21 protein-coding genes are annotated in these 23,514 nt (G+C 72.0%); 13 read left to right on the top strand and 8 right to left on the bottom strand.

Annotated elements, in window-relative coordinates; translation table 11 throughout:
* Window positions 1–1,114 (bottom strand): AAA family ATPase (locus AKI01S_RS40585; RefSeq protein ID WP_157420512.1); only part of this gene is annotated, 1,114 nt, incomplete at its 3' end.
* Between the two features lie 115 nt (window positions 1,115–1,229).
* Here AKI01S_RS40585 and AKI01S_RS40580 point away from each other — a divergent pair.
* The 3 genes from AKI01S_RS40580 (at window position 1,230) to AKI01S_RS40570 (ending at window position 4,177) form a co-directional block, all read left to right on the top strand.
* Window positions 1,230–2,771: a hypothetical protein gene (locus tag AKI01S_RS40580; RefSeq protein ID WP_067830862.1), complete on the top strand. Its 1,542-nt coding sequence runs from the start codon at window positions 1,230–1,232 to the stop codon at window positions 2,769–2,771.
* A 298-nt stretch (window positions 2,772–3,069) separates the two neighbouring features.
* A complete protein-coding gene (locus AKI01S_RS51315; RefSeq protein ID WP_157420511.1) occupies window positions 3,070–3,216 on the top strand; it encodes a hypothetical protein in 147 nt (48 codons plus the stop codon).
* A 277-nt stretch (window positions 3,217–3,493) separates the two neighbouring features.
* Window positions 3,494–4,177 carry a hypothetical protein gene (locus tag AKI01S_RS40570; RefSeq protein ID WP_067830857.1) on the top strand — a complete coding sequence of 228 codons (684 nt, stop codon included), beginning with the start codon at window positions 3,494–3,496 and terminating at the stop codon, window positions 4,175–4,177.
* Between the two features lie 30 nt (window positions 4,178–4,207).
* Here the strand turns inward: AKI01S_RS40570 and AKI01S_RS40565 are convergent, their stop codons facing one another.
* The 4 genes from AKI01S_RS40565 to AKI01S_RS40550 form a co-directional block, all read right to left on the bottom strand.
* Window positions 4,208–5,332: a tyrosine-type recombinase/integrase gene (locus AKI01S_RS40565; RefSeq protein ID WP_245681988.1), complete on the bottom strand. Its 1,125-nt coding sequence runs from the start codon at window positions 5,330–5,332 to the stop codon at window positions 4,208–4,210.
* A gap of 734 nt (window positions 5,333–6,066) precedes the next feature.
* The gene (locus tag AKI01S_RS40560) at window positions 6,067–6,510 is read right to left on the bottom strand and encodes a hypothetical protein (protein ID WP_067830855.1); all 444 of its coding nucleotides are present in this window, start codon (window positions 6,508–6,510) and stop codon (window positions 6,067–6,069) included.
* A 65-nt stretch (window positions 6,511–6,575) separates the two neighbouring features.
* Complete coding sequence (locus AKI01S_RS40555) at window positions 6,576–6,848, bottom strand: hypothetical protein (protein WP_067830852.1); 273 nt, start codon at window positions 6,846–6,848, stop codon at window positions 6,576–6,578.
* 9 nt (window positions 6,849–6,857) lie between these two features.
* Window positions 6,858–7,448, bottom strand: coding sequence for an RNA polymerase sigma factor (locus AKI01S_RS40550; RefSeq protein WP_218010012.1), 591 nt, complete (start codon window positions 7,446–7,448; stop codon window positions 6,858–6,860).
* Between the two features lie 525 nt (window positions 7,449–7,973).
* Between AKI01S_RS40550 and AKI01S_RS40545 the strand changes: the two genes are divergently transcribed.
* The 10 genes from AKI01S_RS40545 to AKI01S_RS40500 all read left to right on the top strand — a co-directional run bounded on the left by AKI01S_RS40545 (window position 7,974) and on the right by AKI01S_RS40500 (window position 21,700).
* Window positions 7,974–8,390 (top strand): hypothetical protein, encoded by a 417-nt coding sequence (locus AKI01S_RS40545; protein ID WP_067830849.1) that lies wholly within the window; start codon window positions 7,974–7,976, stop codon window positions 8,388–8,390.
* Window positions 8,391–8,767: 377 nt separating this feature from the next.
* Complete coding sequence (locus tag AKI01S_RS53030) at window positions 8,768–11,713, top strand: WD40 repeat domain-containing protein (RefSeq protein ID WP_067830846.1); 2,946 nt, start codon at window positions 8,768–8,770, stop codon at window positions 11,711–11,713.
* Between the two features lie 604 nt (window positions 11,714–12,317).
* A complete protein-coding gene (locus AKI01S_RS40535) occupies window positions 12,318–12,770 on the top strand; it encodes a hypothetical protein (protein ID WP_067830841.1) in 453 nt (150 codons plus the stop codon).
* 223 nt (window positions 12,771–12,993) lie between these two features.
* Window positions 12,994–13,476, top strand: coding sequence for a GNAT family N-acetyltransferase (locus tag AKI01S_RS40530; protein ID WP_067830872.1), 483 nt, complete (start codon window positions 12,994–12,996; stop codon window positions 13,474–13,476).
* A gap of 1,154 nt (window positions 13,477–14,630) precedes the next feature.
* Window positions 14,631–15,899 (top strand): cytochrome ubiquinol oxidase subunit I, encoded by a 1,269-nt coding sequence (locus AKI01S_RS40525; protein WP_067830871.1) that lies wholly within the window; start codon window positions 14,631–14,633, stop codon window positions 15,897–15,899.
* A 65-nt stretch (window positions 15,900–15,964) separates the two neighbouring features.
* Window positions 15,965–16,726 carry a cytochrome d ubiquinol oxidase subunit II gene (locus AKI01S_RS40520; protein WP_067830838.1) on the top strand — a complete coding sequence of 254 codons (762 nt, stop codon included), beginning with the start codon at window positions 15,965–15,967 and terminating at the stop codon, window positions 16,724–16,726.
* 67 nt (window positions 16,727–16,793) lie between these two features.
* Window positions 16,794–18,476 carry a thiol reductant ABC exporter subunit CydD gene (cydD, locus tag AKI01S_RS40515; RefSeq protein WP_067830835.1) on the top strand — a complete coding sequence of 561 codons (1,683 nt, stop codon included), beginning with the start codon at window positions 16,794–16,796 and terminating at the stop codon, window positions 18,474–18,476.
* On the top strand, window positions 18,473–20,224 hold the full coding sequence (gene cydC, locus AKI01S_RS40510; RefSeq protein ID WP_245681987.1) for a thiol reductant ABC exporter subunit CydC: 1,752 nt from the start codon (window positions 18,473–18,475) through the stop codon (window positions 20,222–20,224). The genes cydD and cydC overlap by 4 nt, the downstream gene beginning before the upstream one ends.
* Before the next feature lie 135 nt (window positions 20,225–20,359).
* A complete protein-coding gene (locus AKI01S_RS51310; RefSeq protein WP_157420510.1) occupies window positions 20,360–20,977 on the top strand; it encodes a Rho termination factor N-terminal domain-containing protein in 618 nt (205 codons plus the stop codon).
* A gap of 414 nt (window positions 20,978–21,391) precedes the next feature.
* Window positions 21,392–21,700, top strand: coding sequence for a hypothetical protein (locus AKI01S_RS40500; protein WP_067830829.1), 309 nt, complete (start codon window positions 21,392–21,394; stop codon window positions 21,698–21,700).
* Between the two features lie 573 nt (window positions 21,701–22,273).
* Here AKI01S_RS40500 and AKI01S_RS53955 read toward each other — a convergent pair.
* The 3 genes from AKI01S_RS53955 to AKI01S_RS40485 form a co-directional block, all read right to left on the bottom strand.
* On the bottom strand, window positions 22,274–22,870 hold the full coding sequence (locus AKI01S_RS53955) for a gas vesicle protein K (protein ID WP_245681986.1): 597 nt from the start codon (window positions 22,868–22,870) through the stop codon (window positions 22,274–22,276).
* A complete protein-coding gene (locus tag AKI01S_RS40490) occupies window positions 22,867–23,139 on the bottom strand; it encodes a gas vesicle protein (RefSeq protein WP_067830828.1) in 273 nt (90 codons plus the stop codon). The genes AKI01S_RS53955 and AKI01S_RS40490 overlap by 4 nt, the downstream gene beginning before the upstream one ends.
* On the bottom strand, window positions 23,139–23,514 hold a 376-nt coding region (locus AKI01S_RS40485), incomplete at its 5' end, for a GvpL/GvpF family gas vesicle protein (protein WP_174567461.1). The genes AKI01S_RS40490 and AKI01S_RS40485, both read right to left, overlap by 1 nt.

Raw genomic sequence — 23,514 nt, 5'->3', positions numbered from 1 at the left:
GCGCGGCGGCGGCCTGCCGGTCGGGGCCGGTGGCCGCGGCGGCCAGGTGCCAGGCCCGGCGGTCGGCGTGCTCGGGGGCGTCCAGGACCGCGGCGAGCGCGCGGTGCACGGCCAGCCGGTGGCCCAGCGGCGCGCGCTGGTAGACCGCGGCGCGGATCAGCGGGTGGCGGAACCGCAGGGTGTCCTCGGCGCCGCCGCGCACGATCAGGCCCGCGCGTTCGGCGGGCAGCAGGTCCGCAACGCCGGCCCCCAGCGTCTCGGCGGCCCGCAGGATCGCGGTGAGCTCGCCGGTCTCGTCGGCGGCGGCGACCAGCAGCAGCGTCTGCGTCGCCTCGGGCATCCGGCCGACCTGGCCGTGGAAGGCCAGCTGCAGCCGGCTGGTCAGGGGCAGCGCCCCGGGAGCGAACGCCCCGGGCTGTTCGGCGCCCAACGCCACCGGCAGCTCCAGCAGCGCCAGCGGGTTGCCCTGCGCCTCGGCCAGCAGGCGAAACCGCAACGCCGGCGGCAGCGGATGGCGGTCCAGCAGGGCCGCGGCCGCCTCCGGGCGCAGTCCCGCAAGAGGCAGCTCGGCCAGGCCGAGCGCGGGGAGGGAGCCTTCACCGTCACGCGCGGCCAGCAGCATCACCACGCCCTCGGCCCGCAACCGCCGGGCGGCGAACAGCAGCGCGTCCCGCGAGGCCCGGTCCAGCCATTGGGCGTCATCGACCAGGCACAGCAGCCCCTCCCGGCCGGCGTACTCGGTCAGCAGGGACAGCACCGCCAGCCCCACCAGCATCGGATCGGCCCCCGCACCGGTCCCGGCGCCGAGCCCGAACGCCGTCTCCAGCGCCCCCCGCTGCGCGGCCGGCAGAGCCGCAAGGCATCCCAGCGCCGGGCGCAGCAACAGCTGCAGCCCCGAAAACGGCAGCTCCGCCTCGAACTCCACCCCCGTGCCCCGCAGCAGCCGCAGGCCACCGGCCATCGCCTCGGCGTGGTCCAGCAACGCCGTCTTGCCGATACCGGGCTCCCCGCGCAGCACCATCACGGCGCTGTCCCCGCGCCGGGCCCCGGCCAGCAGCGCCGCGATCGCGCCGGCCTCGGATTCTCTCCCGCACAGCTCCACCCGTTCAGACATGATCCAATCCTGGCACCCCGCGGAACGGACACGCCTCCAGATATCACCCGGCCCGGCGCCGCAGCCCTTCACGATCCCCCCGAACCCTCCGGGACCGCGCCGCGTCTGATCATGGATGGAACGACACGAACTGACCGACGCCGAACGCCGCCTGTGGGACGCCTACCCCAGCGGCCAGATCGTCACGTTCCCCGACGGTGCGGCCATCCGCGCCCAGGTTATCGCCCTGCTGCTGCTGGGCGCGGCCGAGCCCACCCCCGGCCGCTACCCGGGCGTCCGGCTGCGCGGAGCCCGCATCACCGGACGGCTCGACCTGGACGGAACCGCCTTCGACACCATGCTGGACTGCGGCGACTGCGTCTTCGAACATCCCGTCAGCCTCGCCGAGGCCACCGTGCGCACCCTGCGCATCACCGACAGTCGCCTGCCGGCGTTCAAGGCCCCGCGGCTGCGGGCCACCGGACTGCTGTCCCTGCAAGGTTCGACCATCGACCGCGACCTGCGCCTCGACCACGCCCGGCTGGAAAGCGAGGTCCGGCTGGCCGACACCACGGCCGGCCGGGTGCGCGCGCACACCATCGACCTGCAAGGCACCCTGAACGCCGCCGGGATCACGGTCAACGGCGAGTTCGGCGTGCGCGGCGGCCACATCACCGGTGACCTCGTCCTGACCGGCGCGCACCTCAGCAACCCCGGCCAGCCGGCCGCCCTGCAAGGTGACGCCGCCACGATCGGCGGGCACCTGCGCGCCGCCAACACCCACATCACCGGCGTCGTCCTGCTCCGCAACGCCCAGATCGGCAGCGGCGTCTCCTTCGACAACGCCCGCCTCAGCGCTCCCGGCCACGACACCCTCAACGCCGGCGGCATGACCGTCGGCGGCGGCGTCTTCTGCTGGCACGGCTTCCACGCCGACGGCGGTGTCCGCCTGATCGGCGCCCAGATCAGCGGCAACCTCACCTTCGACAACGCCCGCCTCCACCACCCCACCGGCAAGGCCCTGGACCTGGACTCGGCGGCCTGCACCAGCATCAGCGGCCTGAACCTGCACGTCACCGCGGGCGAGGTCAGCATGCGCAACACCCGGGTCGGGGGACAGCTCGACCTGGACCACGCCCACCTCCACAACCCCGACGGCCCCCGCTCCCTGGCCATCGACCACGCCGAACTCGGCCTGGTCTCCCTGCGCCGACTCCGCGCACACGGCGAGGTCATGCTCCGCGCCACCCGCATCAACACCCGGCTGCTGCTCCCAGAGGCCGAACTCCGCAACCCCCGCGGCACCGCGCTCCACGCCCCCGGTACCGAGATCGGCGCCGACCTCATCGCCCACGACCTGCTCGCCGAAGGACAACTCCACCTCCACGGCACCCGCGTCGGGCAGCACCTGGACCTCACCGGGCTGCGCCTGTCCGCCCCCCAGGGCACCGCGCTCCACGCCTACGGGCTGACAGCCGCCCAACTGTCACTGCTGCCCGCCGCGCCCATCGACGGCGCGGTCGTGCTGGCCCACGCCCGCATCGGCGTACTCCGCGACGACCCCCGGCACTGGCCGACCCCTCCTGGACGCCAACGGCCTCACCTACCAGGCACTGGAACCCCGCCTGTCCGCCAAACAACGCCTCACCTGGCTCAACGGCGACCACCGCGGCTTTGAGTCACAGCCCTATGAGCAACTCGCCGCCAACTACACCGCCCTCGGCCTGCACGCCGACGCCCGCCACGTTCTGCACGCCAAGGAACGCCACCGGCTCGACGGCGAGACCCCCCTCATCCGCCTGTGGGGCAAACTGCAGGACACCACCACCGGGTACGGCTACCAACCCTGGCGCGCCTTCCTGTGGCTGACGGTCCTGCTGACCATCGGCAGCCTCGTCTACGGCCTGCGCCCACCCGCGCCCCTCAAGGCCGACGAGGCACCCCACTTCAACCCCGTCATCTACACACTCGACCTGATGATCCCGCTCATCAACCTCGGGCAGGAACGCGCCTTCAACCCCGCCGGAGCCCTCCAGTGGCTGTCCTATGCGTTCGTCGCGGCGGGCTGGGTCCTGGCCACCACCATCGCCGCCGGTGCGGCCCGCGTCTTCAACCGCCGCTGAACACCCGCACGCACACCTGCCCGGCGCGCCTTTCCGGCAACCGGCGCACACGCCACACCCCTAGAACGAACGCACCAGAACGAACCCACCAGTGCGGCCCTTGGCGGCCACCACCCGTTCAAGGTCCAGCCCACCCGGTATAACCACACAAGCGCCGCCGCCCCCAGCCGCCTTGGGCCCCATTCCACCGACCCGAATCCCACCGACCCGACCAGCGCACCGGCGGGGGAGACCCGCACCCCACCACGCCAAGGCAACCCCACCCGAGAGGCACCCGATGCCCCCGACCACCCCGCCACCCACCGCGCCATCCACCGGCCACCTGCGCTGGCTCGCCCTCACCGCCACCGCCTACGCCATCACCCACCACACCGGCGTCACCACCGCCGCACTCGGCACCATCGGCCCCACCCGCTGGGCCGACTGGATCGACCTGCTCACCCCCTACGCCGTCCTGCTGCCCGCCGCCCTGGCCCTCCACGCCACCCGCCCCACCCGCCGCGTCTGGGCCCTCTACCTGATCGCCGCCCTCACCTACACCGAAGGCCACGGCATCCACCTGGCCGCCAACTCCATCCACAACACCGCCCCCGGACCCACCGCCCACCTGTGGGACGAACCCGCTGGCCACTACCTCTGGTACACTGGCGCGGCCCTGCTGCTGGCCACCCTCGCCACCGCCCTCACCCGCCAGCCACCCCCACACGGGACCGCCCACCACGTCCTCGGCCACGCCCTGGCCCTGGCCAGCGGACTCACCTGGGCCACCAACACCCTGGAAGGCGGCACCGCCCCCCTCGGCCTGGCCGTCGCCGCCGCCCTCACCGCCCACGGCTGGAGCACCCGCGCCCACCTGGGCCGCCTGTGGCTGACCGCGTTCGCCCCCGCCCTGCTGATCCTGATCGCCTGGGGCCTGCACCACGGCGGCTACCCCCAGCCCTCCACCCTCGGCTGGATCTAAGGCCCCGGGGGAGGGGAGAGGGCCAGCCGACTACCCGCCCGCCTCCCGCTCGCCGTCCCGCTCGCCGTCCCGCTCGCCGTCCCGCTCGCCGTCCCGCTCACTGCCTCGCTCGGCCTCCCGCGCCACCGCACCCAGCAGCGGATGCACCCGCATCGCCGCCTCCAACTCACCCGGCAGCTCATCCCGATACCGTCCCAACGTCGACAGATCCGAATGCCCCAGCACCCGCCGCACCGCGTCCATGTCCGTCGCCGCCGCCAGCAGGTGCGTCGCCGTCGTATGCCGCAACCCATGCGGCGTCACACTGCGCCGCCGCTCCGGCTCCACCCGCGCCAACACCCGATCGATCACCGCCTGCACGTCCTGCCGCGCCAGCCGCCGCCCCCGCCACGACAACAGCAACGCCTTCGGCTCACGCCCCCGGTCCAGCAACGGCCGTCCCTGCTCCAGATAGGCGTCCAACATCTCAGCCACCGGACGGGGTAGAGGCACATCCCGCGTCCGCCCACCCTTACCGAAGATCCGCCAGTACCGCGTCCCGGCGTTGACGAAGAAGTCCTCCACATTCGACCGCGTCAACTCCGACACCCGCGGCCCCACCGCCGCCAACAGCAACACGATCAACCCGTCACGCAGCTCGGTCCGCTGGTCCGACCGCTTGCGCTCCTCAGCCGGTGCCACCACCATCTGCCGCGCCGCCCCCAACAACCCCTCGGCCTGCTCGGTCGTCAACGCCCGCCGTTCCGCCCGCAGCCCACCCCGCTGCCGAGGCTGCAACGTCGCCGCACGCATCGGGTTCAACTGCACCCACCCCGCCACCGCCGCATGCCGGAAAAACGCCGACACCGACCGCCGAAACCGCGCCTGCGACCAGGAACTCTGCCGGGGAGCGGCAGCCCCCGCCTCACCACCCGCCACCCCACCAGCGCCACCCGCGCCACCGCGACCGCGCCGCCCATCGGGCTTGTGCGCGAACTTCAACAACACCTCGTCCACGTCCTCACCCGTCAGGTCATCCAAGACCCGCTCACCCCCCGCCAGCTCCGCGAACGTCAACACATCACGCACATACACCTCCGCCGTACCGGGGGAGAGGGCCCCGGTCGCGGTCTTGGCACGCACGATCTCGACATAGCGGTCGGCAGCCTCGGTCACGGTCAGACGCTGGACATCAGTGGGACGCACGCGCCGGACGTTACCCATCACCGGCGACAGATTCGAGCGGCCACGACCGATCGCCAGGGGAGCAGCGAACCGAACGCGGCCGCGCAAGGCACACTTGAGCGCACCTGAACCACACCGGACGGAACCCAGCGCGAACGCTTCCCACCGCCCACCCCGACCAGGACGGTGTCGGTGACCCAGCGGCCGGGGACCAGACCTGGACGACGCGCAGCCGCGGCACCGGGACCGGCCACTGCACGCCGCGCCGCCTCAACGGCATTCCGGTTGGCCAGGCCCGGGCGCTCAAGGGGATCGGCACCGGCCAGGTGGTCGCCCGCCGACGCGGCGGCCGGTCGGTCCGCCAGATCGCCACCTACCTTGGGCGTCTGGCCGTCGGTGATCGACCACCACCTGGTCAAGGCCGGTGAAGCCCAGTCACCCGCACACGCTGCTTACCCCGACACCCGCGACCGCGTGCTCGCCTTGGCCCGGGCCGAACCCTGCTCGACCCAAGACCAGATCGCCGCGCGGCCGAGCGTCAGCCGTTCCACCGTGACCGGGCACCTGCGCCGGGCCCGCCGTCAGGATCTGCTCCCCGGTGAAGGACCCGTTAGCGCAGGCCGAACCAGGCAGACAGCAGCGTTGCGGGTCTTCAAGGTGGATGCGGCGGCGTGCGCGCGGAGCGGTCCCCGCCGCATGGACGGGGACCGCTGGAATCATGCCGCTCAGCCGCTTCCGTAGACGCCGAAGTCGACCAGGGTCCCGATCCCGCGGCAGTCACCGCCGAAGATCCAGTAACCGGGTCCCTGCCTGGGCCCGCGGTGGGTTCTGCCGTTGCTGCAGGTGGTGTAGGCGCCGTAGCTGCCTGAGGTGACCCGGACGTTGGCACCCCACGCCACGTTGTTGTGCCAGATGCTGTCGGCGATATAGCCCTTGAGGGCCAGGCGCTTGGCCTGGCCCTGGGAGGCCAGCGACTTCTTCCCGGGCAGGGACTGGTCGCCCTGGAGGACCACGGTCCCGCCCGCTGGCGTGGCCGAGGGGTTGGGAGTGGCGGCCGCGGCCCGGTCGGCGGGCGCCACCGCGGAGGCGGCGCCGATCCCGCCGATGACGAGCAGCGCCCCGGCGCTCAGGGTCGCGACCCCGAGAATCTTGATCGTGCTGGTGTTCATGTGAACTCCTGTGGGTGGTGTCGGTGTCGGATGCCCCCGTGAGCACCGACACCCCGCACACGAGTTCAGGGGGCGCCGCGTATGACTCTCCTCGACGTGACCTGGGTCACATCGGTGCGGTGGCGACGTACGGCGACCCCGACCGCCACCCCGGCCAGCGCCAACCCACCCCAGGCCACCCACCAGAACACGGCGGGCTTGGCCATGGCGGAACGAGCGGGCGGCCACGGGGCCGGGCGGGTGACCCGTTCCCGCAGACCGTCCGGCAGGGGGATGGCAGAGTCCGCGCGGCGCAGCGCCTCACGCAGCCACCGCTCCTCGCCGCCGTCCTCGCCCATGCGCGTTCCTCACGTTCGTTCGGCCGCCAATGCCTCTCGCAGACGGGAAAGCGCCCGCTCCCTCGACCGTGCGACCGTACCGCGATGAACGCGAAGCACAACGGCCGCCTCGTCGAGGGTGTACCCGTCCAGGTCCACCAGCAGCACCGCGGCGGCCTGCTTGACCGTCAGCCCCGACAGCAGACGCACGACCTCCAGCTCGGCTTCGCGGTCGCGCAGGGTGTCACCCTCCTGGGCCCGTTCGACGAGCAACGGCACCGGCACCTGACGTCGGTCGCGCCGCCACCGGTCTCGCACCACGCTGACCATCGCGGCGAAGCAGTAGGCATAGGGCGCCGGATGGGCGACCAGCCGCCGCGCCCGGCGGCGCAGCTTCAGATAGGCCTCATGGACGACGTCCTCGGCCGCATCCCTACCGGCCAGCAACACCGCCCGGCGATACAGGCGGGGCAGCAACAGACAGAAGACCCTGTCGAACTCGGCTCCAGGATCGACACTGTGATTCGCCATGGACACCATGACTTCGCCAAGCCTCTCCTCGGCCACCGACCGAGCCCCGGACGGCGGGGGATACGCGGGCGCGGTCGACGCGATCAGCATTCGAGACGGAACCGGCCTTGATGGAAGCGACCGGCCGCTCGAGGCCGTCCCAGGCCGTCGTGCGCCCGAGCCCTACAAGTCATGACAGTCTGTGACTTGCAGGTGACTTCAGGCATCATTCAGCAGGTGGAAAGGCCCTTCTTCCAGGGGAGGAGCCCGCATCCTCCCGTTGACCGACCAGCCCGCTCCACTGCGTCCACCTCATCGCGTCCACCATCGCCGCGCGTACGCCCCCAGAAGGCCTCGGTGACCAGCTTTAGCCAGGCCCGCCATCAGGCCAGCAGAATCCCCAAGAGCACGGCGCTGAGGCGGACATCCTGCTCCCCGCCTGGCAGACAAGCTACTGATAGATGGTCAGGACGGCTGACCATGGCCAGCAGGAGTTCCCCGTAGACGGCCAGTTGCCGCGGCCACAGACGGCTGCCCATTCGCGGCCATTTGGACGCACCATGAAAGTTCCCCGCTCTGGTCGGGCTGCCGCCTCGTGGCAGCGGCAGCACTGCGGCGAGCGGATATCGTCACCCGATGATGAGCGTCCGCGAGTTCCGGCGTGCCTGTTACACAGCCGCCCGTCGCACCGGTGGCAAGGTGGTCGAGTTCCGCCTGGCCAAGGGGGTGGCACCGAACTTCCATCAGGGGCTCATCGCCTACCGCGATCGCACGGTCGCGGTCGTCTGCGCCCGCGACTTGGCGGTACTGGCCGTCGCGGAGCCTCGGATCATCGACTTCGCCGCCGACGGCGCGGAATCGGGTCCACTGACCTTCGTCGAAGTTCCTGCGCTTGCGGCCGCCCTGGTCGAGGAGCCGGGGTTGAGGGTGCTCACCCCCTCGGAACTGAACGGCCCCTTCGACGCCGCGTCCTGGCCCCATGTCCTGTCGAACGACATCACCTACTGGAAGCCCGCCACACTGGGCGAAGCGCTATTCAACTACTGGGACTGACGGGACGCCGGAGCCTCGCCGTCCTCCGGCCGCCGACCGGCCAGGGTTTCGGAGGCCAGCACCTGCTGAACGCCCGATCCGACCGCACCGGCCGCGTTCACCGTCCGCTCCAGCTCAACCGCCCCGCCTTGCTGGCCCACCTGTCCGCGCCTTCAGCTGGTCGGCAACCCGCCCCCATACAGCCTCCCAGCTCACTGGGGCACCTTCGCCTGTGACCTCGATCGTGTCCCTGGCGGGGTGACCCCACATCAGCCGGTCCACCGCCACTCCAGGGACGATCGTCGCGCCGGTCAGCGGTCCCGTTCCGGTCCCCAGCGCCTGGGCGAGGGCGGCGATCCCGGCGAAGTGTCGGTGATCTTCCCTAGTCTGCACGGCTCATGGAGATCATCGGAAAGACGATCGTACTGACCGGGAAGTTCGGCGGGCTCTCGCGTTCGGCGGCCAAGCGCGAACTGGAGGCCATGGGCGCACGGGTCACCGGCTCGGTGTCCGCCAAAACCGACCTGGTCTTCGCCGGACGTGACGCGGGCACCAAGGTCGCGGCCGCGGCGGCGCGCGGCGTTCCCGTGTACGACGAGGACGATCTGGCGGCGGTGCTGGCTGGCGGGGAGCTCGCCGCCGAGGCACCCGGCGAGCCCGCCAGGGGAGCCGCCCCGTTCGCGGCGGCAGGGGAGGACCCCGAGTCCTTCCTCGCGGCGCTGCGGGCGGCGGACTGGGCCGCCTTCGTCCCTGCCCGTGATCTGCCACCGCTTCGCGCGGCATTGACCGGGCTGGAGCAAGCGCACGGCGTGACCGAGGCGCACCGCTTCGCGACAGAACGGCTCAGGACGGGCGGCGCGCTGTTGCGCCATCCCGACGTGCACCGGGTCGAAATGACCGCGCACGCGCTCAGCCCGGACGGACGCTATCTCGCGGTCGGCAGCTGGTGCGGCGACCACTACGAAGACGGGGGCGCCCTGCAGATCTGGGAGGTGGCCACCGGCCGGTGCGTCAACGTGATCGACCGCGTCGAGGGCGGAGTCGGGTGGCCCGCATACGGCCGGACGATCCAGTGGTCGGCCGACGCGTCCCGGATCGCGGTCTGCCACAACACCGACATGGTCGGCGCCTGGGACCCCTTCGACGGCAGACACGAGCCGCTCGCCGTCATGCCCGCCCACGGCAACAGCAGGCCGTCGGGCTTCGCCCTCCATCCCGACGGCACCCGCGCGTTCCACGTCCGGCGCACCGACCACGACATCCACGGGCTCGTCATGGGTCTGCTGAGCGGCTCGCGGCGGCATGGACTCGACCAGCGGGGGATGGGCCTGACCAAGCGGCTCTCGGCGGGGGACCGGGCGCGGCTCGACGCCGAGGAGCTCTTCTTCGAACGCGTCTTCTGGTCACGCGACGGTGAACGCATCTACGGCCATCTACGGGACCACTGGGCGTTGTCGATCGATGTCGCCGCCGGGGGCGTGTCCTGGCTCCTGCCGACGGGCGACCGCTTCGCGGCACCGCCGGAGTGGAGCACCGACGAGCGGCTCGTCGCCGTGCACTCGGCGAGCGGCCTGGTCATCGCCGACGCGCTGACCGGCCGGCCGCTGGCCGAACACCCCGCGTACCCAGAGGCGGCCTTTCTTTCCTGGGGAACCGACCGGCTGGCGGTCGTGGTCCCCGAGGACGAAGACGGCCGTGCCAGGCCCGTCGTCGCCATCATCGACGCCTCCGGAACGCACCACTACGACCTCGACGTCACCTTGCCGTCCACCCGGTGGGAGGACACCGCGGACCTGAGGCCCTGGGCGTGGGCACCGGACGGGACACGTGCCGCCTGCCTTACCACCGATGGCCGGATCGAGATCTGGTCACTGGGCGGGCACCCCGAGCAGATGCGCACCCTCGATGTCCCGGCGGGCACGCGTGGCGTGCTGTGGGGAGCAGACGACGTGGTCATCGTGGCCGGTGAGACGACCCTGCGGTTCGTGCGCGCCGCGACGGGCGAAACGATCGGCGACCTGTCCGCGCTCCGAGAGCCACCCGCGGCCCGGCCGCTCGAACTCGACGGCAAGAACCTGTGGAAGCGCATGCGCCCGGCGCCCGACCCCACCTTCGCGCTCGACGGCGAGACCTGGGCGGTGGCCTTCGAGGAGGGCACGGTGATCGCACCCTCCGGCCGGGAGGACGAGCTGGACGCGGTGCTCGCGTGGACGGTCGACCGGCGCTTCGCCTGGCCGTTGCGCTGGGGCATGCCCCGCACCGTGCCGGACGTCCCCACCGCACTGGAGCACCTGGAGGCGCATACCTCGGGCAGGCTCTGGGCCTTCCACGGACGCACCCTGACCGCGCCAGAACCGCCGGCGGCGTGGCCGCCACCCAACACCGCCTCCATGGACGACCTGTTCGAGGCGTTCAACGCGGCGGTCGCCAACCTCTCGCCGAAGCGATGGACGACCTGGTTGCCGGATGCGCTCCAGGAGGCGGCGGTCATGAGAGCGCGACGAGGCGAGGCCGCGGCGGCGCAAGCGCTGATCCGGTCGCTTCCCGACACGCGGGCGCCCCGCGCCGCCGCCTACGCCGCGATGATCCTCGCGGTCGCCGGACAGGCCGACGACGCGCGGGCCCTCGTCGCGGCGCACGACCCCACCCCGTGGCGGCCGTCACCGGCGCTCAGCGCGGCGATGGGCGGCTTCTGTGCGGCCGTGGGCGACCACACGGACGCCGACCGGTGGTTCGGGCACGCGCTGGACACGGTCGGAGACTCGACCGAGGAACGCCTACACGTCGCGCGGGCGCTCACCACGGTCGGCCGCGAGGGGGAGGCCCATACGCTGCTGACGGCCACAGGTGGGCCGCCCAAACACAGCCGGATGAGCGCTCCCTGGCTGTCCTTCCTGCTGCGGGGCGGCCACACCGGCTTCGCGCGCGAACTGCTCCGCGCCGGTTGGTTCGACGAGCCAGAAGCATCCGAAGTGTTCGTCGGCTGCGGCGAGCCGGAGCTGTTCGCCGAATGGGGTGAGCGGCACAACTGGTACGTCAAGGAGCGGCTACCCGAGGCCCGGCGGAACGCCGAAGGCCGCCCCACCGAACCCTCGGAAAGCGACCTCACCGTCCTCACCGAAGCCCATGCCAAGCTGCTGAAGCTTCCGCGCGCCAAGCGGCAGGCAGAGACAGCCACGCTGATCCGCCAAGCCGCCGGAGCCGGCCACCTCTCGGCGGCCCTCGACCTGCTTCCGCTCCTGCCCCAGCCTGACGACGGCGGCATCTCCTCACTCGACCGGCCCTGGGTCGCACTGAGTACCCTTCGGCTGGCCGCCACCGGCGCCGACGTGGAGGTGTGGTAGGCCAGCAATGTTAAGGAACCGGTCGAGGATCTGGGTGCCGAAGCCCAGGCCCTCGACCGGGACCCGTTCGCCCACCCCGTGAAACATGCCGAAGTAGTCCAGGTCGGGCGTGAGGAGCAGCGGCGCGAATGGGAAGCTCTTGATGCCGATGCGATGGAACGACTCGGCGTCGGTGCCACCGCCCACTACGTATGGGACGGAATGAGCCTCGGGGCCCTCGGCCCGGGGGAGAGGGCCAGGGTGGCAAAGGTGAGCCCTGCGGGCCGACCACCAACGCCTCCAGCTGCTGCTGCAACTTCGCGTGCCGGACCTGTCGCTGAACCCAGACCGCCGTGCGGCATCCAGTTCGGCCCAGTCCGGAAGCCTGGGCCAGGTCGGCGGGACCGATACTGCGGTCGGGTCGGGCTGCTCCTACAGCGCCCGGTCGCTGATCAGCGCGTTCAGGTCCCTGGAACTGGTCGTCGACCGTCGACCGCCAAACCAGACAGAATCCACCTTCTGTCTGGTTTAGTACCTTTCGTCCCAATTCGAGGTCGTCGAAAGATCCACTGTCCGACATCCCGCCTAAGATCACCCCACCGAGGCAGACGGAGGCGCAAGCGAGATGGCGGACTGGGAGCTGTTCGATCAGGTCGGCGAGGTCGTCAGGGGATCGGCCCCACGCGACCTGGGGAACCTGCACCTACGCATCCACCGGGCAGGCGTCAAGGCATGGTTCGGCGACCCCGAGCCGCCGCGTGAACACTACGAGGCGCAGCTCATCAGCGCCGACATCGTCACCGAGGCGCGCTCATCGGCGTTGGAGATCGGGTTCCACGCCGAGCACCGGGCCGAGGCCGACAACGAGGCGGTGGTGGAGCGGCTGCGTGCGCGGGAGGCGGCGTGGCGGGGCGAGCTCGGTGAGGACGCGATCGTCGGGGCGTTTCTGGGGCGGGGTTCGTGGCGGCGGATCTCGGAGCTGTGGCTTGATCCGGAGTTGGACGACACCGATGCGGCACTGGAGGTCGGTGTGCGTCTGGTCGAGTACATGCGGGCGTTGGAGCCGTTGCGTCGCTGAGCCGACGGCCGGGCTGGTGTCGGTCGCGCGCCGAGGCGGCTCGAGCGCGCGGGCGTGGTTGTGGGCATTAGCACGTCGGTGATGCCGGAGGGATGTCCGTTTCACCCCTCCTTCTGGTGATCTTCTTGATGGTTGATAATGTACATTATGTTAAGTAGAAGTCTTCGGGGGCCCTGAGAGGCCCCAGTGGGCCTGCAACGGCATATCGGACATCATGGGCGGCGTGAGCGACCTCCAGATCCGCCCCTTCCACCCCGACGACGCCCCCGCCGTGGCCGGGATCGCTCGGCGTTGCCTGCTCGAGGTGGACGCCCGCGACTACCCGACCGAGATCGTCAAGGCCCTGTGCACGCACAACACCGCTGAACGCTTTCTGGAGTCGGCCGCCCGACGGCAGATCTTCGTGGCGTCGCTGGAGGGGTCGGAAGGCGCGCGGGTGGTGGGCACGGTCTCGCTGGAAGGCAGCGAGGTGTGCTCGTTGTTCGTGGATCCCGATGTCCATGGTCGCGGCGTCGGACGATTGCTCATGGAGCGCGTGGAGCACGAGGTCGCGGCGGGTGGCCACGCATGGGTGGAGCTGAACGCGAGCGTCACGGCCCGGTGGTTCTATGTGCGGCTGGGTTACGTGGATCTCGGGGCGCGGGATGCTGAGTTCGGCGTGATCCACGCGATGCGCAAGTCGTTGGGCCGTAGGACATCGAACTGAGGCGCACCAGGGCACTTCCATGACGCCTCTCCCCTACCAGGTTCCTCACCTGCGGATATAAACGGATATTTCACTCTCTGTAACCGAGGTGACGGGCGCGGGGTTCACCTCGCCTCTCTTGGGCGGCCTCTCCGGCCGGGTCTGTGCCGGCCGAGGATCGTACCCTTCTCCCCCGCGTCTTTCTGAATGCGCCGATCGCAAGCGGCAGGATGGCACCGCCTTGGCCGCGCGCGGGCTTGTGGTGGTATCCCCCGTTCCGCCCGACATGTCCTTGTCTGCGACGGGATGCGCGGCGCGCAAGGCTCGAGTTCAGCGGCGACCGCGTCCCGAGCGCTATGCCAGGCTTCGACCCGTCGCATCAGGCGGCCCGGGTCCGCTAGCGACGTCACGTCCGCTGTGACCGGTAGCACCTGCGGCCGCGCGTCCAGGACGGCAGCGGGCCCGGCTCAGGCGTTGCCGGTCGTGACCGCTAATGACGGATGGGCTTCCTCCTCGAGCCTGGTGTGTCAGGGCCCCTGGCTCCGGCGGGCATGGCGACCTCCTCCTTCCGTAGCCCAGGGATGCAGTGGCTGCCGGGTCCGTGCGGGGGGCAGGAAGCGACGGATCTCTGTGATGCAGCGCCGCCGGGTCTCGACCGAAAGTCGTGGAGCGTCCATCGGATCGTGGTGGGGAGTCCGAGGCGAGGGGCGCGACAAGACGACGAGGTGGCAAGCCCTCGCGCTAATGGCCAGGCCGTGCGGATGGCCCGGTGAACGTGTGGTGCATCGCCTTCTACGGTGGCGGGTTCTAGGAGCAGGTCGCCGCCGGCTCTGTTTCGACGCGCTCTCCCCCGGTGGAAGACGTTGTGCGGTTGGTCCCTTGTCCTGTGCGGTGGCTCTGGAACGGTCGGTCGCGCTGCCTTGCGTGCTGTGCACGCTCCTTGAACGTGGCTTCGGGGTGCCTGCTGCCTCTCCCCTTCCTGCAGGGCTTGTGTCGGGTGTTTGGGGGGTGCTTCTTCGGGCGGTGTACATCTCGGGATGTAGGCGCGGGGTGGGGGGTGCGCGAAAGGTGTAGGGCGGGTGTCTGCTCGCGCTGGATTCGCTGGTGGGGGGTGGCGGGTCAGGATCGGGGACGTTGACCGATCTGTGTGATCGACCGATGTGGTGGGGTGGCCGATGGACTTCGATCCGCTGATGTTGGCGCGGGTGCAGTTCGCGTTGACGGCGGGGACGCATTTCCTGTTCGTGGCGCTGACGTTGGGGTTGGCGACGTTGGTGGCGTTGATGCAGACGCGGGCGACGTTGGCGCGGGGCGGGGCGGCCGTGGTGCGGGCGCGGATGGTGCGGTTCTGGGGGCAGTTGTATGTCGTCAACTACGCGGTGGGGATCGTCACGGGGCTGGTGATGGAGTTCCAGTTCGGGTTGAACTGGGGCGGGATGTCGTCGCTGGTGGGTGAGGTGTTCGGGGCGCCGCTGGCGATGGAGACGATCGCGGCGTTCTTCATCGAGTCGACGTTCCTGGGGTTGTGGATCTTCGGGTGGGACCGGTTGAACCGGTGGGTGCACCTGGGGTTGATCTGGGTGGTGACGTTGACGGCGTACGCGTCGGCGTACTTCATCCTGGTGGCCAACGGGTGGTTGCAGCGGCCGGTCGGTCATGTGATGGAGGGCGGGTCGGCGCGGCTGGTGGATGTGGGGGCGTTGCTGGGCAATCCGACGGCGGTGCTGGCGTTCGGGCATGTGCTGTTCGGGGGGTTGCTGACGGCCGGGTTCTTCATGGCCGGGGTGAGCGCGTTCCATCTGCTGCGGCGGACGGCGGAGGTGGAGTTCTTCCGGCGTTCGGTGCGGGTCGGGCTGGTGGCGGTGGTGGTGTCGGTCTTCCCGGTGGTGGTGTTCGGGGGGATGCAGTTCGCCTATCTGCAGCCGACCAAGGGTGGGGCGACCGAGCAGGGGTTGGCCGAGCAGGCCAGGTTCGTGGAGCGGTTCGGGCCGGGTGACTACCTGCCGCCGGGGCTGGCGACGGTGGGTGAGGTCGTGATGATGGCGACCTGGGGGCTGATGGCGCTGGTTGCGGTGGCGGGATTGGTGAAGCTGCCGTTTGGGCGGTGGCTGGTGCGTGGCCGGGTCTTTCATGTGGTGCTGCTGGTGGCGGTGCCGCTGCCGTATGTGGCGATGCTGGCGGGCTGGGTGTTCCGCGAGGTGGGGCGGCAGCCGTGGATGGTGTACGGGGTGCTGAAGGCCGAGGATGCGCTGTCGAAGGTGGATCCGGGGTGGATCACCGCGTCGTTCGTGGTGTTCACGGTGCTGATGGCGGTGCTGACGGTGGTGAACGGCTGGTTGCTGGCGCGGTTCGCGCGGCGGGGGCCGCAGGGGGTGCAGTTGGGGGCCGCTCCCCCGGCCGGTTCGGCGGCTGAGTCGGCGCCGGCGCTGACGCCGACGTTCTGATGGCGCCGGTGCTTGGGCGGCGGGGTTGTGGGCGTGGGGCCCGGATCGGATGAGGGAGCGGATTGATGGAGATCGTTGCGGTGGTGGTCCTGGCGGTGTTCGTCGCCGGGTACCTGGTGCTGGCCGGTGCCGACATCGGGGTGGGGATGTTGCTGCCGGTGCTGGGGCGTGATGCGCGGGAGCGGCGGTTGGTGATCGCGGGGATCGCTCCGTTCTTCCTGGGCAACGAGGTGTGGTTGGTGTCGGCGGTCGGGGTGGTCGCCGGGGCGTTTCCGGGGTTGGAGCACCGGTTGCTGGAGGGGCTGTTCCCGGTGGTGTCGGGTCTGGTGCTGGCGTGGGTGGTGCGTGACATGGGGTTGTGGCTGCGGGGCCGGGTGGAGGCGGCGGCCTGGCGTGCCGGTTGTGACGGGGCGATCGTGGTCGGCAGCTGGGGGCTGGCGTTGGCGTGGGGGTCGGTGCTGGGGACGCTGCTGGTGGCGGCGGCCGGTGAGCCGGTGTCGGGGATGAACGCCGGGACGGTGGCGGGGTTGCCGCTGGCGGCGCTGTTCGCGCTGCACGGGGCGGGGTTCGCGCGGTGGCGGTTGTCGGGGGCGCCGCTGGAGCGGGCGCGGCGGTGGCCGGGCCGGTACGCGGTGACGGGCGCGGTGCTGGTGGCGGTGGCGGTGCTGGCGGGGCTGGGGGTGCCGTGGGAGCAGGTGCGGGCCTCGGCGTCGGCGTTGACGGTGACGGCGGGCACGACGGTGGTGCTGTTGCCGGCGTTGGTGGGGGCGCAGGCGTTGGTGTGGTGGACGTTCCGGGGGCGGGTGCACTCCCCCTCCTATCTGTGACCGACCGGGTCGGGCAGGGCAGGGCGAGACGGGCAGGGCCGGGGAGCGCGGCGGTGAGGGGTGTGCGGTGAGGGGTGTGGAGCGGCGGCTGTTGGCGGCGGTGCCGCGGCGGGTGCTGGTGGTGTTGGGCGGGCTGGCGGCGGCGCAGGCTGTGCTGGTGGTGGTGCAGGCCGAGTTGCTGGTGCGGGCGGTGGCGGGGCTGGTGGTGTGGCCGTTGCCGTGGCTGGCGGGGGCGGTGGCCGGGCGCGCGGTGCTGGGGTGGGTCGCGGCGCGGGTGGCCGGTGATGCGGCGGCCTTGGTGAAGCGGGGGTTGCGGGAGGCGTTGGTGGCGCGGCCGCTGTGCGAGCAGGACGGCGGTCAGCCTGGTGGTCGGTCGGGTGGGGCGCGGGTGACGTTGCTGACGCGCGGCCTGGACTCCCTGGATGCGTACCTGGCCGGGTATGTGCCGCAGTTGGTGACCGTGGTGGTGGTGCCGGTGGTGGTGTGGGGGCGGCTGGTGGTCGCCGACTGGCCCTCGGCGCTGGTGGTGGCGGTGACGGTGCCGCTGGTGCCGGTGTTCGGGGCGCTGGTGGGGATGCGCACGGCGGCGTTGACGGGACGGCAGTGGGGGTTGCTGGAACGGCTGGGCGGGCATTTCCGTGACGTCGTGGCGGGGCTGGGGACGCTGCGCGCCTACGGCCGCACCGAGCACCAGTCGCAGGTGGTGCGGCGGCTGGCGGGTGAGCATCGGCGGGCGACGGTGGCGGCGCTGCGGGTGGCGTTCCTGTCGTCGCTGGTGTTGGAGCTGGTGTGCGCGTTGTCGGTGGCGCTGGTGGCGGTGCCGGTGGGGCTGCGGCTGTTGAACGGGTCGATGGCGCTGGCCACGGGGTTGCTGGTGCTGGTGTTGACGCCGGAGGTGTATCTGCCGTTGCGGGCGCTGGGGATGCGGTTCCATGCCAGCGCCGAGGGGGTGGCGGCGGCGCGGGCGGCGTTCGGGGTCCTGGACTCCCCCACCCCATCGCCCGTCCCACTGTTCGTCCCACCGTCCGTTCCGGCCACCGGGCAGGTGCGGGTGGCCGACCGGGCGCCGGAGATCGTGGTGGAGGACGTCACGGTGCGCTATCCGGGCCGGGAGCGGGCGGCGCTGCACCGGGTGTCGTTGCGGATCGCGCCCGGTGAACGGGTGGCGGTGGCCGGGCCGTCGGGGGCGGGCAAGTCGACATTGCTGCTGGTGGTGGCGGGGCTGGTCGCGCCGAGCGCGGGCCGGGTGCTGGTGGACGGGGTGGAGCTGGACACCGGCGACGCCCAGCAGGTGGCGGCGTGGCGGGCGCGGCTGGGGTGGGTGCCCCAGCATCCGCACCTGTTCGCCGCCTCGGTCGCCGACAACATCGCCCTGGGCGCGCCCGGTGCCGACCCGCGGCGGGTGCGGCGCGCGGCGCGGGCGGCGGTGGCCGAGGAGTTCATCGCCGCGCTGCCCGAGGGGTACGACACGGTGCTGGGTGAGGGAGGTGCGGGCCTGTCGGCCGGGCAGCGGCAACGGGTGGCGGTCGCGCGCGCGTGGCTGACGGACGCGCCGGTGATGTTGTGGGACGAGCCGACCGCGCGGCTGGACCTGGGCAGTGAACGGGCGCTGGTGGAGGCCGCCGGGCGGCTGCTGGCCGGGCGCACGGCGCTGCTGGTGGCGCACCGTCCGGCGTTGCTGGGGGTGGCCGACCGGGTGGTGCGGCTGCGTCAGGGGCGCGTGCACAGCGGTGAGGGGGTCGCGGCGTGAGCACCGGGATGTGGGGTGCGGTGCGCCCGTACACGGGGCGGCTGGTGCTGGCGGCGGTGGCGGGGACGGCCGCCGAGGTGTGCGGGCTGGGGCTGGTCGCGGCGGCGGCCTGGCTGATCGCGCGGGCGGCGCAGCAGCCGACGATGGCGGCGCTGTCGTTGGCGATCGTGGCGGTGCGGGGGTTCGCCCTGGGCAAGGGCGGGCTGCGGTATGTGGAGCGGCTGGCCGGGCACGATGTGGCGTTGCGGGCGCTGGCGGAGCTGCGGGGGCGGGTGTTCGACGCACTGGCCGCCTCCCCTGCCTCCTCTGGAACGGGCAGGGAACGCGCCGGGGAACGCACCGGCGGGCGTGCTGGCGGGCGGTTGCGGGATGGGGAGGCGTTGACGCGGCTGGTCGCCGATGTGGAGGCGGTCCAGGACCTGCTGTTGCGGTGCCTGCTGCCGACCGTCGCGGCGGCGGTGTGCGCGGCGGCGGGGGTGGCGGTGACGGCGTGGGCCTCCCCCCGCGCGGCGCTGGTGGTGGCGGCCGGGGTGCTGGCGGCGGGGCTGGTGCTGCCGCTGGTGGCGGTGGCGCGCGGTGGTCGTGCCGCCGCGCGGGCGGCGGCGGCGCGGCAGGTGCTGGCGGTGCGGGGCCTGGATGTGGTGGAGGGCGCGGCCGATCTGGCGATGTTCGGGGCGACCGGCCGGTTCGTGGCCGCGGCGGACGCGGCGGCGGCCGACCTGGAGCGGGCCGAACGGTCGATGGCGCGCCTGACCGGCGCGGTGACCGCCGCCGGGGTCGTGGTGCAGGGGATGACCGCCCTGGCGGCCGCGTGGGCGGCGATCGGCGCCGGGGGCGACCAGGTGCGGGTGGCGGTGGCGGCGCTGACGGCGTTGGTGGCGGTGGAGGCGGTGCTGCCGGTGGCGGCCGCCGCGCAACGGCTGCGGGAGGTGTGGCCCTCCTACCGGCGCGTCACCGACCTGGTCGCCGCTCCCCCGGCGCCGTCCCCGGCACGGCCGCGGCCGGTGCCGCCGGGGCCGCTGGCGGTCGAGCTGCTGGGCGTGAGCGTGGTGCACCCCGACAGCACCGCGGCGCTGCGGCGGGTGGACCTGCGCATCGAACGCGGCCGCCGCGTCGCGATCGTGGGCGCCAGCGGCGCGGGCAAGAGCACCCTGCTGGCGGCTGCGGCGGGCCACCTGGCCCCCACCTCGGGAACGGTACGGCTGGCCGACCACCCCCTGGACGCCTACGCCCCCGCAGGCCTGCGGGCGGCGGTGCGGGGCCTGACCCAGGACGCGCACGTGTTCGCCGGAACCCTGCGCGCCAACCTGCTGCTGGCCCGCCCCGACGCCACCGACGCCCAGCTGGCGACCGCGGCGCGCCGGGCCCGGCTGACCGAGGTGGTGCAGGCACTGCCCGAGGGCTGGGACACCATGGTCGGCGCGGGCGGGGTGGGCCTGTCGGGCGGGCAGCGGCAACGGCTGCTGCTGGCGCGGGCCCTGCTGTCCGATCCGCCGGTGCTGCTGCTGGACGAACCCGTGGAGGCCCTGGACGTCGCCTGCGCCGACGAGGTGGTGACCGACCTGCTGTCAGCGCCCGGCGGCGGAACGCTGCTGCTGGTCACCCACCGGCTGGCGGCGCTGCGGCACGCCGACGAGGTGGTGGTGATGGACGGCGGCCAGATCGTGCAACGCGGCCACCACGACGAGTTGTGCGCCCGCCCCGGTCCCTACCGGGACCTGTGGGAGGCCGAACTGCTCACCGCCTGAGGCCCACTGGACCCAAAAAGGCAGGACGGCGCCCGGCGGTGTTGCGGGCGGGGCGCCGCGTGAGGTGGCATAAACGTTCCTGCAAGGGGTAAAGCCGCGTCATCTGTCAGTGGTTTTGGGAAGGGAGCGATTGATATGCCGGTTCTGCGGAACCTGCCTGCGGCCCTGCGGCCGGTGCCCCGCACGGCGCGCGCGGCCTGGGAGAAGACGCGGGACCGTGCCGCCGAACTCACCACCCGGCTGCGCCGTCGCACCGCACAATCTGACGAGTCTTCTTCCGGTGCTCCCGCCGAAACATCCGCCGAAGCACCCGCCACGGACACCACCAACAAGCCCACCACCAAGCCGGCCCCCAAGGCGGCTGCTGAGTCGGCTCCAGAGTCGGTCGGCCGTTCCACCGAAAAGGCAGCCCAAAAGACGCCGGAGAAAACCACGGGCTCGGTTGCCGGAAAGAAGACGGAAGAGCCCCAGAAGGACCAGAAGGCGAACAAGGACCAGAAGGCGGAGAAGAGCGAAAAGCCCGCCGCGCAGGCGGTGCGCAAGCCTCCCGCCAAGCAGGCCGGGACCACCCGCACCCCCGCCAAGAAGAACGCGGTGGCCGGTGGACCCGACGGCAAGGACACCGGTGGGGACCTGAACGGCATGGCCAAGCAGGACCTGTACCGCCGGGCCCAGGAACTGGACATCCCGGGCCGTTCCAAGATGAGCAAGGAGCAGCTCGCCGAGGCGATCCGCCGCGCCGACCGTTCCTGACCAGCAGCGACGCCGCCGGACGCTCCCCCTTGTCAACGCGACCGGCCGGCGCCGCGCCGGTGAATCCCGGCCCCACCTCCCGGCCCTCCCTTCCAGGGGACCTCCGCCACCTTGAAGTCGCAGGTCAAAGCGCTGGTGTTCCGGTCTGCCGGGGGTGTTCACGCTGGTCGTGGCGGCAGTCTGCGGACAAGGTCGTCCGTCGGTGCGGTCGGCTCGCAGGGCGTCACGGCGCAGCCGCGTTGGCGGGTGTGCGCGCCTGCTGCCACGGGAATCGTCACGCAGTCGGCACCTCTCGCGGGGCGGGGCGGGATCCCCTTGCATCATGGTCGGCTGTATGGGCTCCATACAGAGGTTCAACGGCCGCCGCGTGTACCTCACGCTCGGCACCGGCGCGTCGGCCTGGGAACGTGTGCCATGACTGTGGAGAAGACAGCCCTCCGGATGTACCTTGCCCGGCACGGCGTCACCGTGGAGGCCGAGCGAGTCGGGCGCAGTGGTTCGGGCCACCTGTACTACTACAACGACGCCGCTGGCGTCCCCCGCCAGTACCTTGACGGGCCGGGCGCACCCACCATCTTCGTCACCTACGATCCGGTCCGGCCCTACCGGGCCGTCCATGTGAGCTGGGCGGTCGCGGTGATCTGCAAGACGGCTCTCGCGCTGGTCGCCGAGGTGCTTGTGCTGCTGCTCTGCGCGTGGATGTCCTTTGGCCTGCTCTGGTAGCGGCGCTTGAGAATGAGGAGCGTGCCTGCCAAGCCCGGCGGTTAGCCCCGCACCCATGGCCCCGCACCGCAATTCATCAGTTCCGGTGATGCGGTTTTGTTGCTTTGTCGTCTGGTGTCCGGGGCCGTGCCGCCAAGCTGCCGGGGTCGAGGTCGATTGCCTCGCCCCCGGCCCCGTGAACACCGAGCCCTCGCCGAAGCCGTGCTCACTGTCCCCGGCACCATCGTCTTCACCCCCTGGACAACACCGGGTCTGAGGTGTCGGCGTCGGCGCAGCCGTGGACGCGCCGGGCAGCGCCTACGGCCGTCGGGACTGGGGCGGTCCAAGGCGGCGAACTCTGGCACAAGGGGATCGCGCCGGATGGGATGACGTGGCTGGTGACCGGCCGCGGCTTGCAGGCGGTGGGGCATGGTTGCCCACGTGACGCCGTGCGCCCGGTTGCGGGAACGCATGGGAACGTATCGACGCGCGGCGTCCCTACGAGCTTTTGTGTCTCTTGCCCGCCTGGATGCCCGGCCCTCATCGCGCTGAAGCGCTGCCAGCTGGGTGGCGTTGCGGCGGGGGCTGGTGGGGTCAGTCTTCGGGCAGCAGCGGTCCCAGGGGGCCCAGGTCCAGGTTGAGGTCGCTGTCGTCGAGGTCGAAGTGGTCTTTGAGGCGTTCCATGGCCTCCTCCAGCCGCATCAGCGCGATCCCCAGCTTCTCGATCTGCTCGGGGGTGAGGCTGCCGTCCTCCACACGGCGCAGCGCCTGGCGTTCCATGAGCTGGCGGATCAGTTCGACCACGGTCAGGACCAGCTTCACCAGGTCGCGTTCGACCGTTTCGGGGTCGGAGCGCAGCCGCTGCATCACTCCGCTGGAGGCGGGCACGCCGCGGACGGCGCGGGCCTGGAGCGGCTCGGCGGCGCTGACCGCCTCCTCCAGTGCGTCCTCCAGCGCGTCGGCCAGGCCGCGGCCGGTGAGGGTGTCGGTGAACGCCTCGGTGGTGTCGGCGTCGCGGACGGCGACCTGCCCGGTGACCGGACGCTCCCCCGCCGGCCGTCGTTCAGGCGTCCGTGACGCGGCGGGCCGCTTGGCGGCCTGCTGGTCCGGCTGCCCGTCCGGCGGACCGCTCGGCTGCCCGCCGGGTCGTTCAGCGGGCAGTTCGGTGGGGCGGTGGGGATGGTGGGTCACCGTGGATCCTCCTGGGGGCCGTGCCGCACCGGGTGCCGCACGACCTGCTGCTGGGACTGCTCGTGGGCCTGCTGGAAGGGCTGCTGGAGGTCGGCGCGGACCGTGGTGATCAGGGCGCGCAGCGACACCTGCACCAGGTCCACCTCGGCGATCGAGATGACCAGGTCGCCGGTGATGACCACACCCCCGGCCAGCAGCCGGTCCAGCAGGTCCACCAGTGCCACCCGTTGGGCCGGGGCGGGCTCGCCGATGTCCAGGTCGACCGGCATCAGGCGTCCGCCCGGGTCGTCTCGGCGGTGTCGATGAACGAGTAGGGCGGCCAGGGCCCGGTGACCTCCACCGTGATGCCGGTCAACCGCTGCTCGATGGCGCGGGCGACCGCAGTGAACCCCTCCACCTGCTCATCGTCCAGCAGGTAGGCGGTGTTGAGGATCTGGGTGCCCTCCCGCCCCGACAGGCGCGGGTCCTGGGCCGGGTGGTGGCGGGTGGCGACCGCGTGGTCGGCGAGTTCGGCGTGGATGGCCTCAGCCTGCTGGGCGATGCGGCGGGAGGCGTCCTGGCGCTGGCGGCGCTGGCGCTGGCGCCGCATCAGGTACGCGGTGCCCGCGCCCTGCGCCGCCTCACCCGCCCCCGCGACCCGGTCC

The organism is Actinomadura kijaniata NBRC 14229 (genome assembly GCF_001552175.1).
Taxonomy (GTDB): domain Bacteria; phylum Actinomycetota; class Actinomycetes; order Streptosporangiales; family Streptosporangiaceae; genus Spirillospora; species Spirillospora kijaniata.
This window is presented reverse-complemented; position numbering and strand designations above follow the sequence as displayed.